Source organism: Heyndrickxia sp. FSL W8-0423, from assembly GCF_038009395.1.
GTDB lineage: Bacteria > Bacillota > Bacilli > Bacillales > Bacillaceae_C > Heyndrickxia > Heyndrickxia sporothermodurans.
This window is the reverse complement of record NZ_JBBPBE010000001.1, coordinates 1,108,191-1,120,529: the sequence shown is the minus strand read 5'-3', so window position 1 is coordinate 1,120,529 and position 12,339 is coordinate 1,108,191. Positions and strand designations below refer to the sequence as shown.

At 35.6% G+C, this 12,339-nt stretch carries 17 protein-coding genes; 6 read left to right on the top strand and 11 right to left on the bottom strand.

All coding sequences use genetic code 11. From position 1 onward, the window contains the following. Positions 1–43: 43 nt before the first annotated feature. Positions 44–916 carry a helix-turn-helix domain-containing protein gene (locus tag MKY81_RS05660; protein ID WP_142406523.1) on the bottom strand — a complete coding sequence of 291 codons (873 nt, stop codon included), beginning with the start codon at positions 914–916 and terminating at the stop codon, positions 44–46. Positions 917–1,091: 175 nt separating this feature from the next. On the opposite strand from MKY81_RS05660, the gene MKY81_RS05655 reads away from it, so the two are divergent. The 3 genes from MKY81_RS05655 to MKY81_RS05645 all read left to right on the top strand — a co-directional run bounded on the left by MKY81_RS05655 (position 1,092) and on the right by MKY81_RS05645 (position 2,594). Then, positions 1,092–1,250, top strand: a complete 159-nt coding sequence (locus MKY81_RS05655) for a hypothetical protein (protein ID WP_181294658.1) — start codon at positions 1,092–1,094, stop codon at positions 1,248–1,250. 209 nt (positions 1,251–1,459) lie between these two features. After that, positions 1,460–2,299 (top strand): DUF6973 domain-containing protein, encoded by an 840-nt coding sequence (locus tag MKY81_RS05650; RefSeq protein WP_341117081.1) that lies wholly within the window; start codon positions 1,460–1,462, stop codon positions 2,297–2,299. A 28-nt stretch (positions 2,300–2,327) separates the two neighbouring features. Continuing rightward, positions 2,328–2,594 carry a hypothetical protein gene (locus MKY81_RS05645; RefSeq protein WP_108072137.1) on the top strand — a complete coding sequence of 89 codons (267 nt, stop codon included), beginning with the start codon at positions 2,328–2,330 and terminating at the stop codon, positions 2,592–2,594. Positions 2,595–2,837: 243 nt separating this feature from the next. Here the strand turns inward: MKY81_RS05645 and MKY81_RS05640 are convergent, their stop codons facing one another. Both MKY81_RS05640 and pta read right to left on the bottom strand, forming a co-directional pair. Further along, positions 2,838–3,671, bottom strand: a complete 834-nt coding sequence (locus MKY81_RS05640) for a lipoate--protein ligase family protein (RefSeq protein ID WP_341117079.1) — start codon at positions 3,669–3,671, stop codon at positions 2,838–2,840. Between the two features lie 40 nt (positions 3,672–3,711). Further along, positions 3,712–4,683, bottom strand: a complete 972-nt coding sequence (gene pta / locus MKY81_RS05635; RefSeq protein WP_066235216.1) for a phosphate acetyltransferase — start codon at positions 4,681–4,683, stop codon at positions 3,712–3,714. Between the two features lie 241 nt (positions 4,684–4,924). On the opposite strand from pta, the gene hemQ reads away from it, so the two are divergent. Both hemQ and gerQ read left to right on the top strand, forming a co-directional pair. Further along, positions 4,925–5,680, top strand: a complete 756-nt coding sequence (gene hemQ / locus MKY81_RS05630) for a hydrogen peroxide-dependent heme synthase (RefSeq protein ID WP_066235218.1) — start codon at positions 4,925–4,927, stop codon at positions 5,678–5,680. Positions 5,681–5,944: 264 nt separating this feature from the next. Then, positions 5,945–6,415, top strand: a complete 471-nt coding sequence (gene gerQ / locus MKY81_RS05625) for a spore coat protein GerQ (protein WP_341117075.1) — start codon at positions 5,945–5,947, stop codon at positions 6,413–6,415. 215 nt (positions 6,416–6,630) lie between these two features. Here the strand turns inward: gerQ and MKY81_RS05620 are convergent, their stop codons facing one another. Together MKY81_RS05620 and MKY81_RS05615 are read right to left on the bottom strand one after the other, a co-directional pair. Next, on the bottom strand, positions 6,631–7,002 hold the full coding sequence (locus tag MKY81_RS05620) for a DUF423 domain-containing protein (RefSeq protein ID WP_108072133.1): 372 nt from the start codon (positions 7,000–7,002) through the stop codon (positions 6,631–6,633). Between the two features lie 72 nt (positions 7,003–7,074). Then, a complete protein-coding gene (locus tag MKY81_RS05615) occupies positions 7,075–7,359 on the bottom strand; it encodes a YwdI family protein (RefSeq protein WP_066235223.1) in 285 nt (94 codons plus the stop codon). Positions 7,360–7,588: 229 nt separating this feature from the next. On the opposite strand from MKY81_RS05615, the gene MKY81_RS05610 reads away from it, so the two are divergent. Continuing rightward, a complete protein-coding gene (locus MKY81_RS05610) occupies positions 7,589–7,948 on the top strand; it encodes a general stress protein (RefSeq protein ID WP_066235225.1) in 360 nt (119 codons plus the stop codon). Positions 7,949–8,001: 53 nt separating this feature from the next. Here MKY81_RS05610 and MKY81_RS05605 read toward each other — a convergent pair whose 3' ends face one another. The 6 genes from MKY81_RS05605 to rsgA form a co-directional block, all read right to left on the bottom strand. After that, the gene (locus MKY81_RS05605) at positions 8,002–9,024 is read right to left on the bottom strand and encodes a ThiF family adenylyltransferase (RefSeq protein WP_341117072.1); all 1,023 of its coding nucleotides are present in this window, start codon (positions 9,022–9,024) and stop codon (positions 8,002–8,004) included. Positions 9,025–9,027: 3 nt separating this feature from the next. Continuing rightward, positions 9,028–9,261 (bottom strand): molybdopterin converting factor subunit 1, encoded by a 234-nt coding sequence (gene moaD / locus MKY81_RS05600; protein WP_341117071.1) that lies wholly within the window; start codon positions 9,259–9,261, stop codon positions 9,028–9,030. Next, complete coding sequence (locus MKY81_RS05595; protein ID WP_341117068.1) at positions 9,254–9,718, bottom strand: molybdenum cofactor biosynthesis protein MoaE; 465 nt, start codon at positions 9,716–9,718, stop codon at positions 9,254–9,256. The genes moaD and MKY81_RS05595 overlap by 8 nt, the downstream gene beginning before the upstream one ends. After that, positions 9,708–10,319, bottom strand: coding sequence for a molybdenum cofactor guanylyltransferase (gene mobA / locus MKY81_RS05590; RefSeq protein WP_325949590.1), 612 nt, complete (start codon positions 10,317–10,319; stop codon positions 9,708–9,710). The genes MKY81_RS05595 and mobA overlap by 11 nt, the downstream gene beginning before the upstream one ends. Further along, on the bottom strand, positions 10,319–10,717 hold the full coding sequence (locus MKY81_RS05585) for a VOC family protein (RefSeq protein WP_066235234.1): 399 nt from the start codon (positions 10,715–10,717) through the stop codon (positions 10,319–10,321). The genes mobA and MKY81_RS05585 overlap by 1 nt, the downstream gene beginning before the upstream one ends. Positions 10,718–11,089: 372 nt before the next feature. Next, positions 11,090–12,148, bottom strand: coding sequence for a ribosome small subunit-dependent GTPase A (gene rsgA, locus MKY81_RS05580; RefSeq protein WP_066230486.1), 1,059 nt, complete (start codon positions 12,146–12,148; stop codon positions 11,090–11,092). Positions 12,149–12,339 lie beyond the last annotated feature (191 nt).

Here is a 12,339-nt window from a genome sequence, read left to right as displayed (position 1 = left end):
ATTCATATCATACAAGACCTATTTAAATTTTCGATCAATTCCCTTAGTGATTTTCTAACTTATCTAATTCTTTTCGAACTAATTCAATATAGTCTTCCCTTTTATATAATTTAAACACAAGTAACGCTTTATTATATGCTTTTCTTGCTAATATTATCCGTCCCTTCAACCTAAGAACTAATCCTTTTTGAAAGTAAAGATCTCCAAGTGCATACATTAAATCAAATTTAAAACATGCGCTAATTCCCCGTTCGCAAATTTTAATAGCTTTTTCGTAGTTTTGAGTTAACCGAAGAATCCTAGAATAATTATAACAAGTTCTAATATACAGTTTTTCCATGCCCCTTTCGTGATAATTCGTTAACTTTTCATAGATATTTTGATATATTATTTCCGCCTTACTGTACATTTTACTATCCATCAATATATTAGCCTTACTAATCATAATTTCTAACTTTGTTCGACTAAAAAATTCAGAGTCGTCCTCCAACTCAATTGCGTAATCAATATTTTTTATTGAATCACTTATATTTCCTTCGTTGTAAAAGACTACGATACCCTTATGCCAATAGTAAAATTGAGTTAACGGTTTATTTTTAAAGAAATTTGTTTTTTCATTTTCAAGAATTTCCTCTATCAATTTATACTCTCGTCTAGCTACGGCCTCACGAACTTGTTCTAACATTTCTTGTATGTACAGTTCTTTTTCGTCAGTTTTCAATAAAAAAGATAAGTCTACACCTAATCTCCTAGCAAGTTCATCAAGGACATATGCGGAAGGAGAAGTTTGTCCTTTTTCTATATTACTTAAATATGATTGTGTGCAAATGCCGTTACTTAAAATTGCTTGTGTGAGATTTTGCTCTTTTCTTAAAAATTTTATTTTTTCACCAAGCAATCGTAATGTCTTCTCCACTATCCTTCCTCCTAATACGTAAGAATCACAAAATATCACTATATTTATATTTTATCATAAAAAACCTTATTTATTATCCATAAATGTGGGGTTTTATATCTCAATTGACTTAAATAGGAATTAAGTGAGTATTTTTAAAATGGTATTTTTATATGGAAGAGTTAGGGGGGAAATAATGAAAAAGTTTAATAGACTCATTGTTTTATGTGTATTGGTCACAGGAGTTATTTTTATAGGTAATAAAAATGATTCTACTAATCATAATTCATTTCAGCAGAATGTTTTATCCATTTCAATTAAAAAAAACGGGGATGATACAGGATCTTTACACTAAATTTTAGATAGTGAAATTTGAATATGTTATTACCATTACGTTGATTCATAAGGGGGTGTCTTGAATGAAATAACATAAATATTCCATTTTATCATTAAATTTGTAATAAAAGGGGAAACAGGCCACAAAATTAAAGAATTATAGTAAGTGAAAGTTAATTAGCATCTTATACAAAAAATAACTAGATGTATTAAATGGGGGGAAACGAATTGAAAAGTTCTTTTAAAAACTCTATTTTTGCGATATTTACTTTAATCCTTGTTATTAGTTTAAGTTTTTCCACTCAAAGCTTTGCTAATACTGATGTTTCTGAAAATGATGAAGATAAAGGAGAAACATCTGAATTTTATTTAAAAATTCGAGGGGAATTACAGAAATATCTTCGTGAACTTGAGGATGAAATTATTACCGAAGAAGAATTTGAACAAAAAGTCAAAGAAAATATCACTCCTCAATTACAAACTGAGAAAGATGAAGACATGCTAATTGAAAGTGAAAGTAAAAGCAAAGAAATCCAGCCTCTAGGTCTTGATAAATTTTATGATTTCGGAGCCTTTGGCTATAAAGCTACTGAAATTGCTTTGTTCGCTAAACATCCAATTAAAGCAAGTAAAGCTAAAAAACTAGCTGAACAGGCATTAGACAGTGCTAAATATCGTTATAAGGATTACACTCTTTGGCAAGGAAACGGAGATGCCTATAGACACGCCTTTTGGTCGGCCTTGATGACAGTGCATATTGACAGAGATTTTGCTTATGAAGCTGGCTATGCACATGAAGGTTATAAGCCTGGAGCATCTATTAAAAGCCTGGATGTAAAAATGGATATATTGAATAATTACTCTGGGAGAAAAGATGGCACATACGGAGAAGGAAAAAAATATAGCGATAAACAACTAGCTGAATATATACTAGATACAGTGTCAGCAGGAAAAAAAGTTAGAATACGGACATATACATCTGGAAAAGCCGATGATTATTTGGACGGAGTTCCTACTAAATATACGGGGAAATATGTCCCTACTACAGATGGTGGGAGAGTCCATTAGGCTTAGACTTATCTAATGGAGGAACGATATGAAAAAAGTTTTAGCGTCTATGTTTTTGCTGATTGCAAGCATCGTATATTTGATTTGGAGAATAACTAAAAATACAATTTTCCTTTCTGATGTTTCATTGGAAGCCAAAAACCCTGTAAGTTTCCATTGGTTGTATCTTCAAATTGATACTAATTTAATTCAACATAGCGAAAAATCCTTGTACACTATATCTCTTGTTCCAATGTACTTAATGATAATAATTGCTATAGTTCTAGTGGCTATCTTTATCAAAAAGCGGAGATAAAAACTTTTAACAATGCAGACCTTTTCTAGAGTCGTTATGGGATATTTTTTGATTCAAAAAACAAACAGGGCTTTTGTTTGAAAAGCCCTCTCAGCTAAAACTTTTGTTTCCGTTTTAAAAAGTCTATTTTTTGTTCGAGAAAAGATACACTTTTTCAACCTCACTAAAAGTTTCACAAGAAATTTTTTTCTTTATTTTAACAATGCACATTTACACATTTAAAATAAACACTTTTATCCAATATTAAACAAACCTCTCATTTCTTTCGACAATCCGCTTGTAATAATCCTCATACCACACAAGCTCGTCCCCTCTTAAAGGTTCAGCAAATATTTCACCACTCATATTTTTAAGTGTGTTAAGAAAACGGAGCATAACATCTTGTACCGTCATTTGCGTTTTTAATAGTTCTGATAGTGATGCCATTACTTCTGGTTGAATCGTAGGGTAGACCCATTTTGTTTCTATCCCTTTTTTTGCTTTTTCATAAAACTGCTGAACTAGTTTCGCCCGTTCTTGTCCATTTCCAGTGATACATAGATAGATTTGAACAGCTACTCCTTTTCGGATACGCCGTTGAGAAATACCGGCAAATTTTTTCCCATTTATGCTTAAATCATAGCTGCCTGGACAATAGGAACCGACAATTTCTCTCGCTTCAATGCTTGCATCATAGTCTGAAAACATATGCTTGATTAATGCCCACATTGCCTCATAGCCTTTATTAATATCGATTCCCTTTTCAGTATCCGGAATAATGAGGGATAGATTAAGCACTCCTTCATCCAAAACAACTGCTAATCCTCCAGAATTGCGCACAATATAACGGTAGCCTTGTTCCTCTACATAGGCTAATCCATCCTCTAAAAAAGGAAGTCTCGTATCTTGAATTCCTAAAACGATTGTTTGATGATGGACCCACGCCCTCGCTGTTGGAGCTGAATATCCAGAACCAACGGAAGTACAGAGAGTATCATCCATTGCAAATGACTGCAAAGCCTCAAACTGGGGACCTAAGCTGGATTGATCAATAATCCGCCATCTATCTTGTTTTAATAATGTTAATGCCTGCTCCATTCTCCTTCTCCTTCATTCAATGCTTTAATCTACCTTCATTTTACAATACTTGGGCAGCAGTAATAAGGGCAAGCTTATAAACATCCTCTGCATTGCACCCTCTTGAAAGGTCATTAACCGGAGCATTTAATCCTTGTAATATTGGACCAACTGCTTCAAATCCACCTAAACGTTGAGCAATTTTGTAACCAATATTACCCGCTTCAAGACTTGGGAAGATGAAAACATTCGCATCTCCTTTAATAACCGAATCTGGAGCTTTTTTCTGTGCTACTGATGGAACAAAGGCTGCATCAAATTGAAATTCTCCGTCCAGCACAAGGTTTGGTTCACGTTCTTTCGCAATCTGTACCGCTTCCGTTACTTTTTCTGTTTCTGGTGATTTAGCTGATCCTTTCGTAGAGAAGCTTAGCATCGCTACTTTTGGTTCAATATTAAACATTTTTGCCGTTTTTGCACTTTCAATAGCAATTTCAGCTAAATCTTGATTGTCAGGTGCTATATTAATCGCACAATCAGCAAAAACGTATTTTTCATCATCCCGAACCATAATGAAAACACCTGAAGTTTTTTGAACTCCTTCCTTCGTCTTAATAATTTGTAAGGCAGGTCGCACCGTATCTGCAGTTGAATGTGCGGCACCACTAACTAATCCATCTGCTTTTTTCATATAGACAAGCATCGTTCCAAAGTAATTTTCATCTAATAATATTTTACGTGCGTCTTCCTCTGTCGCCTTCCCTTTTCTTCGTTCAACAAAGGAACGGACCATTTCATCCATTTCTGAATATGTATTTGGATTGAGAATTTCCACTCCATCTAGGGAAATATTTCGCTTATCCGCTTCTGCATTTATTTCATTTTCATCCCCTAGCAAAATGGGGTTGATGATTTTTTCATTTGCCAATCGGCCGGCGGCAGTTAGAATTCTTTCATCCATACCTTCAGGGAAAACGATAGACAAACCCTTTCCTTGTAATTTTCCTTTTAAGTCCGTGAACAAATCACTCATGATAACTCCTCCTATACATTTTTTATTAGCATAACCAAATGTATCATATTTTTTGAAAGCAAAAAAATTCCTTGTCTCACTTCACAAAATAGTAAATCGTTCTTGACGGATTTTCAACAATTGAGGTTGAAAATAAGTGATTTGGAAAAACTATGCTATAGTAATGGTGGAGATAAGAAAAGTGGAAGTGCCTTGCGGGGCGCTGAAGCTGAACATATAAATTAAAATAGGAGTGATCTAGATGAGTGAAGCAGCTCAAACTTTAGATGGTTGGTATTCCTTACATGATTTAAGAGCGATGAACTGGACAGCTTGGAAAGAACTTTCTAGTGATGAAAGACAAGCAGCAATCCAAGAATTTCACCAATTTCTTAATAAATTGAATGAAACTCAAGAGAAAAAAGAAGGAAGTCATGCATTATATACAATTGTTGGGCAAAAGGCAGATTTCATCCTATGGATGCTTCGTCCAACAATGGAAGAGCTAAACGACTTAGAAAATGAATTTAATAAACTTGCAATTGCAGAATATACAATCCCTACATATTCATATGTATCAGTTGTAGAGCTAAGTAATTATGTCGGTGGCGGGAATTCTGATGAAAACCCTTATGAAAATCCATATGTAAAGTCTAGACTGTATCCGATACTCCCTAAATCTAAATATATTTGCTTCTATCCAATGGACAAACGTAGAGAAGGAAATGATAATTGGTATATGTTATCTATGGATGAACGCCGAGAATTAATGAGAAGTCACGGAATGATCGGACGCAAATATGCAGGAAAAGTAAAACAGATTATTACTGGATCAGTTGGTTTAGATGATTACGAATGGGGTGTCACTCTATTCTCAGATGACATGCTTCAATTTAAAAAGCTTGTCTATGAAATGCGCTTTGATGAAGTAAGTGCACGTTATGGTGAATTCGGCTCCTTCTTTGTCGGAAATCTTTTAGAAGATGATAAAATTGCAAAGTTTCTACATGTAAATTAATTCAATTTATGACCCTGTGGCGAAAAGCTATAGGGTCTTTTATTTTAAATATTAGAAAAGCCTACACATTCCCTGCATATCTTTCCTCCCTCTTACATACATATGAAATGTAAAAGCCTAATCTTTAATCATTCATCATACACTTTATGAAAGTATTGGCAAAGTGAGGTGAAGGATAGGCAGTTTATGCCTTTAATAGAGGATTTCCTATTTTCTTGCTACTTGTTTCAAGCATTTATTAGCATATTTTAAGGAGGGAGAAGATTGTCTAAATCAAATTATAATCCACCTTACGGGTATCAAGCCCCACAAGGTGGTGCAGGTTCACAAGGTTTTTATGGAGGATACCCGCCACAATACGGAGCGCAGCAACAAGTTCCGCCTGCCGTTCCTTTTTCACCGCCTCAAGGCGGAGGATCAAATGCAACAGGACCAAATGTTCCCGGAATGTTACCGCCTGAACAATCTTATATTGAAAACATTCTACGCCTGAACAAAGGAAAACTGGTTACACTCTATGCCACATTTGAAAACAATCGGGAATGGAATGCGAAAATATTTAAAGGCATCATTGAAGCAGCAGGTCGGGATCATGTCATTTTAAGTGACCCACAAACTGGCGAACGTAATTTAATTCCTATGGTTTATGTTGATTACATTACATTTAGCGAAGAAATTGAGTACGAATATCCATTTGGAGCCGCACCAAATTTATCTACTTATTCTCCAAGATGATTAAGAAAAGCGGAAGCGCCTTGCTCATCGACGTAAAAACTGGAAGGACTTTGACTTATCGTAGGGAAAAGTCCTGAAGTTTTCTAGTCGATAGGCGCTGGAGCTAGACAAAGCAGATATTTATTAGGAACATTAACCTAAAAAAATTTATGCTTTCTTACCTTCAAAACCGAAAAGGGATCCTTCGATTTGAAGGACCCCTATTACATTTTATTTTATAGATGTTTTACAGCTGCAACAACTACGAGAATCCAAGCAGCTAAGAACGCTACTCCTCCTATTGGAGTAATCGCACCTAATATACCAATTTTCGTCACGCTTAATACATATAAACTACCTGAAAATAAAATAATACCGATAAACATTAACCAACCTGACCAAGTCATTAATGATGATCCTTGAATATACCCTGCAAGTATTCCAATCGCAAGTATTCCTAATGCGTGGAACATTTGATAAGTAACACCGGTCTTCCAAATATCTAAGTATTTCGGTTCTAATTTATCTTCCAAACCATGTGCACCAAAGGCACCGAGCGCAACTGCTAAGAACGCATTGATTGCCCCTATAATGATAAAAGCTTTCAAAAAAATACACTCCTTCTTTTGTCCATCCCTTTATATTTTCAAACTATCTCCTTCATTTTAAGAAAAACCCGTCTAGAAATCAAAAATTGACTCTCCGTTTGCGCCATCATCCGTTTTTAAAGGCTCTGCTTTTCCTACTGACATCATTGGTTTACTTTGGGATACTGAATGTTCTGCTTCAACTTTTTTCGGGATTTCATATGAAGTTGATAAGCTTTGCCCTTCCGCTAAGATTAATTCACAAAGGGTTTTTACTGAATAAATATGATTTTTTAACACACTATCCTGTTCTGCTTTCTTCGCATAGTTTATTTCTTGTTCGATTTTATTTAATAGCGAATGAATTGATATACTCATTACTTCATCTCCTAGTCGCTTCAATTTCTGCATACCTCGATTCTATCATATTTATTTCAAATCTAATATTTAGTTAGTCTTCACATTTCGACATGTTTCACGTGAAACATGTTAAATTTTGTCATCTTCTGTTCTAACAATATAAATGTTTAACGATTAAAATAGCGGATATATAAATACTAGATTCGAGGTGTAAGTTACCTCTCAAATACAAGGAGGAGATTTTTCAATGTACAAAGTAAACGTAGTTGAAAATGGCCTAGAAGCATCAAATCTAATTAGTGAGTTACAAAACGAAGGATACTTAAAAAGTGAAATTTATATATTTGCACACGGAAAAGAAAGATCAAAAGATATAACAGAAGCAACTGAAACAGGAAAAGTCGGTATTGAAGAACAAGGGGTACTTAATACATTAGGCAATGTTTTCAAAAAGAGAGGAGACGAATTAAGAACAAAGATGGCATCGCTAGGACTATCAGACCACCAAGCAGCGGAATATGAGAAGGAACTCGATCAAGGAAGACTTGTGGTGATTGCTTCAAGAGAAGCACCAAATGAATATCTAACAGAAAATCCATTAAACTAATATTTATAAATAGGGAATACTAGCCTCACTTTTCCAGTGAGGCTATACTTTATTCATCCAATAAATGAATAATATATTTTCTTTGCCTTTACCGGATCATTCGTACCGTGAATTAATGCACGACCATCTTTAAACATGATCATTCGTACATCATCTTTATGGACAGAAACTAAATAAGGGTTTTGTTTAACTTGATATCCCGCTAGTTCCCATCGTGAACAAAGCTGTCCTATTGATGGAGAAAAAGTTTGTGAAGGTCGAATTTGTACGGTATTTCTCCCACAAAGTAGCGCTGTTTTTGTTTGTGCCTCATACGATAGAAATGGATAGGTTCTTTCCTCGCCACAAGTTGTACATGCTTTGTTTTTTATCGCATCATTTGATTTTACCGATAAGTGTTGATTTTCCCAAAGATCAAAAGTTATATATGTTTTACGAATAGCATCCATATTTCCGCTTAAAATTTTTAATGCTTCGGCGACTTGATAAGCCGTCACCATTTGAACAGTAGGAGCGATAATCCCCACAGTATCACATGTCTGTCCTTGCATTGGGATATTTTTCAGCAAGCACTGTAAACAAGGTGTGTGATTAGGGATAATGGTATAAGTCGAACCAAAGCTTCCTACACATGAGCCGAATAGAAATGGAACCGTAAATTTATGTGCGATATCATTTAAAATAAATCTTATGTCAAAATTATCCGTACCATCAATCATTAAATCTATTTTTGGAGCAAAGTTTTCTAGCGTTTGGACATCTGCTTCCCCCACAATTGCTTCTATCTTAACTTCCCGATTAATATCAGCTAATCTCTTTTTTGCCGCAATCACTTTTGGGAGCTTGTCTTTCGCATCGCTTTCGGAAAATAGTTGTTGTCGTTGTAGATTACTAGTTTCTACGTAGTCACGGTCAATTAAAGTTAATTTCCCTACCCCCGCTCTTGTCAGCATTTCTGAAACGCTTGATCCTAAGGCACCTACTCCTACCACTAACACATGCTTTTCGCCAATACTTTGCTGACCTTGTTTACCGATCGGTGAGAACAAGATTTGTCTAGAATATCGATCATTCATATTTCACCCTCCACTTACTGGCGGAATAAGTGCGATAATATCCCCTTCATAAACCATTGTTTCATCATGGCAAAACTCTTCATTAACTGCTGTCATGATAGAATCCAAATTGTTCAGCGAATGGTTAATTTGTAAGTATTCCTTTAACTCTTTCACTGTCCCTTTAAACGAATTAATTTCAATTTCCCCGGTGCCGATTTGTTCGCGCAAATGTGCAAAGAACATAACCTTAATCATCCAAATCTTCCTCCCCCGGTTTTCCTTCGAGATATTCTTTTGTCCCTAACTGATCCCCTATCCACTTCTCGCCATCTTCCCAATGTTCCTTTTTCCAAATCGGGACGATTTCTTTAATCCGTTCAATCGCATACCGATTTGCTTCATAGCTTTCTGCACGATGGGGAGTAGAAGTAGCAATTACAACAGCGATATCAGTAATCTCCAATCGACCAATTCGATGGGTAATCGCTGTTTTGGTTCCCGGCCAACGTTCACTAATTTCTTGACCAATTTGTTCTAACTTTTTAACCGCCATAGATATATATGCTTCATATTCCAAATATAAGGTTCTTTTACCATTTGTTAATTCTCTTACTGTACCGATAAAAGTTGTAATTGCACCTGCTTCACGTTGCACAACTTTACTGACAACAGATTCTATACTAATTGGCTCCTTAATAATTTCAAAAATCATTATGACCCCCTAAATGCTTTAATGCTTTCTGGTAATCGTCCATTGTGTTCATGTTCCAGAAACATGTCCCCCAAATTTTTTGTAAATAGTCTGGAGCATCATTTTGCTCGACTAATTTCACATTTAATTGATCAATTAAATCGGTCATTCTTCTTTTTTGATCTAATAAGCAAGTTCTTATAATTGGTTGGATTTTCTTGTGATAGGCACCAAACAGTGGATGAATTCTGCCTTCCGAAACTGGAATAACTGCATCGAAATTGCCGTTTGTAAGCTCATCGATCAACCATTTCCCCACTTGCTTTGAGGCGAACGGCATGTCACAAGCAATAATTAAGCATTCTTGGGAAGTAGCGTTTTTTAATCCAATCTCCATCCCAGCTAAAGGTCCTTGTCCCTTAAATTCCGGTTCATCCGTCAGTATATTTATATTTATAGATTGGTATTCGGAAGGATGGTTCGAAACTAAGAACATCCTTCGAGTTATAGGAGAAAATTCATTAATTAACCGATCGATAACTCTCTCATTCCCCAAAGGTAAAAGTGCTTTATTTTGTCCCATGCGACTTGATTTTCCGCCTGCTAAAATGATCGTATCCATTATCCCGCCTCTTCTGTTGGTGCGACTACTTCTACTTTAATTCTATCGGGATCCTCAAAATATAAAGCATAATGATTTTGACCACCTGCATATGGATAACGTTCAGAATATAGAATCGTCATGCCTCTTTCTTTTATCTCAAGAGCCAGTTCATCGACTTGTTTTCGGGATTGTGCCTGGAACGCTAAATGATTTAAACCGACACGACAGCGATGATAAGGAGTCGAAAGAAATTCTTCCTTCGCCTGAACAAAAACAAGATAGGTTGATTGATATTTCCAACTTATACCTTGGTCCCATTTTTGAAACTGGTGGTAACCGAGCTTCGTTAAAAACCATTCCCAAAATTCAGTGGATTTTTTTAGATTGGAGACATATATTTCAAGATGGTGAAGCAATTAAACTCCCCCTATTCAACATAATATGAAATTTATCTTATATTATCATCAAATTAATACTATGTGCTTTTGAAATTTCCTTTGAAACCCAATAATTCATTTGGTTGCTGGTCTTTCGTGCACTTTGTTTCAAAAGCGCAGACTTCAAGTGCACGAAAGAGCCGCATTCGAGCACTTTATTACAAGAATGTATGCCTCATCTTCCCGAATAAGCTGGATGAGTGCACTTCACACGAAAATGTCGAGTTCATCTTCCCGAATGAGCCGGATGCGTGCACTTCACACGAAATTGCTGTATTCATCTTCCCGAATAGACTGCATTCATGTAAAAGAGAAAAACAGTCCCCGCAAAAAGGACTGCCATTTACATAATTACTTTCTATTCTTTTTTTGACCATTTGTAAGTTGTTTCATCCTTGCCTTTTCAGCTAGTTTTGCCTGTCGATTTTCTTTTCGTTCTAAAAAGGCCAATTCTCTTTGAAGCTTAACATAGCTTGCATATCTACTTTTATCTAATGTACCTTCTAAAATCGCCAGCTGAATAGCGCATCCTGGTTCCTTAGAATGTGAACAATCTCTAAAACGGCAACTTTCAGCCAGCTCCTCTATGTCAGAGAAGCCTTGACTTAAACCATCATCTGCATCCCAAAGCTGCAATTCTCGCATTCCAGGAGTATCAATCAAAATTCCTCCACTTTCTAAAACAATTAATTCTCGATGGGTTGTTGTATGTCGTCCCCGTCCATCATCCTCTCGAATCGTACGAACCTCTTGCTTTAAACTTCCAAATAAAGCATTCGTTAATGTGGACTTTCCAACTCCTGACGAACCTAGTAATGCGATCGTTTGCCCTTCAAAAACATATGAGGCTAATTGCTCCAATCCAATATTTTGTTCGGCGCTGATGGCATGGATCGGTACACCAAAGGCAATGGATTCTACTTCTTGGATTTTTTCTTCAACATTTTTACATAAATCGGCTTTACTTAGAATGATGACAGGATTTGCTCCACTTTCCCAAGCAGTCAATACATATCTTTCAATCCGGCGGAGATTAAAATCGGAATTTAATGCATTCACAAGAAAAATGGTATCAACGTTTGTAGCAACTATTTGCTCATCCATTTTTAGTCCAGCTGCTTTTCGTGAAAATTTACTTTTGCGAGGCAAAATAGCATGAATCGTCGCTTTTTGTTCCTCTACTCTCGGACTGATGACAACCCAATCCCCGACTGCTGGATAATCTTGTCGTTCCAATGCTTGAAACCTCAGTTTACCTGATACTTCAGAAAGTAGCTCTCCATATTTAGTTAGTACTCTATATACTTTTTTATGTTCTAAAGTGACTCTGCCCACTTCATAACCCTGCTGTTTATATTCTTCAAAATGTTCTTCAAAATAAGTATTCCAACCTAATGTTTGTAAATTCAAATGTAATTCCTCCAATATTTGTGTATAAATAAAAAACCATCGACTGAAATGGCAGTCCATGGTTGAATACACAAAATTAATTAGAGAAAATTTTACAATTGATTTTTAATTAATTGGTTTTGTCTTTTCCCATGGACTGCAATATGAAATTAACGTTAGATTTATAAGTAATTTGTTCATATTACATACCT

Excerpts from the sequence above, each read along its gene's own strand:
- MKY81_RS05655 (WP_181294658.1), top strand. The coding sequence starts at position 1,092 with ATGAAAAAGTTTAATAGACTCATTGTTTTATGTGTATTGGTCACAGGA.
- MKY81_RS05645 (WP_108072137.1), top strand. The coding sequence starts at position 2,328 with ATGAAAAAAGTTTTAGCGTCTATGTTTTTGCTGATTGCAAGCATCGTA.
- MKY81_RS05640 (WP_341117079.1), bottom strand. The coding sequence starts at position 3,671 with ATGGAGCAGGCATTAACATTATTAAAACAAGATAGATGGCGGATTATT.
- pta (WP_066235216.1), bottom strand. The coding sequence starts at position 4,683 with ATGAGTGATTTGTTCACGGACTTAAAAGGAAAATTACAAGGAAAGGGT.
- hemQ (WP_066235218.1), top strand. The coding sequence starts at position 4,925 with ATGAGTGAAGCAGCTCAAACTTTAGATGGTTGGTATTCCTTACATGAT.
- MKY81_RS05615 (WP_066235223.1), bottom strand. The coding sequence starts at position 7,359 with ATGAGTATATCAATTCATTCGCTATTAAATAAAATCGAACAAGAAATA.
- MKY81_RS05610 (WP_066235225.1), top strand. The coding sequence starts at position 7,589 with ATGTACAAAGTAAACGTAGTTGAAAATGGCCTAGAAGCATCAAATCTA.
- MKY81_RS05605 (WP_341117072.1), bottom strand. The coding sequence starts at position 9,024 with ATGAATGATCGATATTCTAGACAAATCTTGTTCTCACCGATCGGTAAA.
- moaD (WP_341117071.1), bottom strand. The coding sequence starts at position 9,261 with ATGATTAAGGTTATGTTCTTTGCACATTTGCGCGAACAAATCGGCACC.
- MKY81_RS05595 (WP_341117068.1), bottom strand. The coding sequence starts at position 9,718 with ATGATTTTTGAAATTATTAAGGAGCCAATTAGTATAGAATCTGTTGTC.
- mobA (WP_325949590.1), bottom strand. The coding sequence starts at position 10,319 with ATGGATACGATCATTTTAGCAGGCGGAAAATCAAGTCGCATGGGACAA.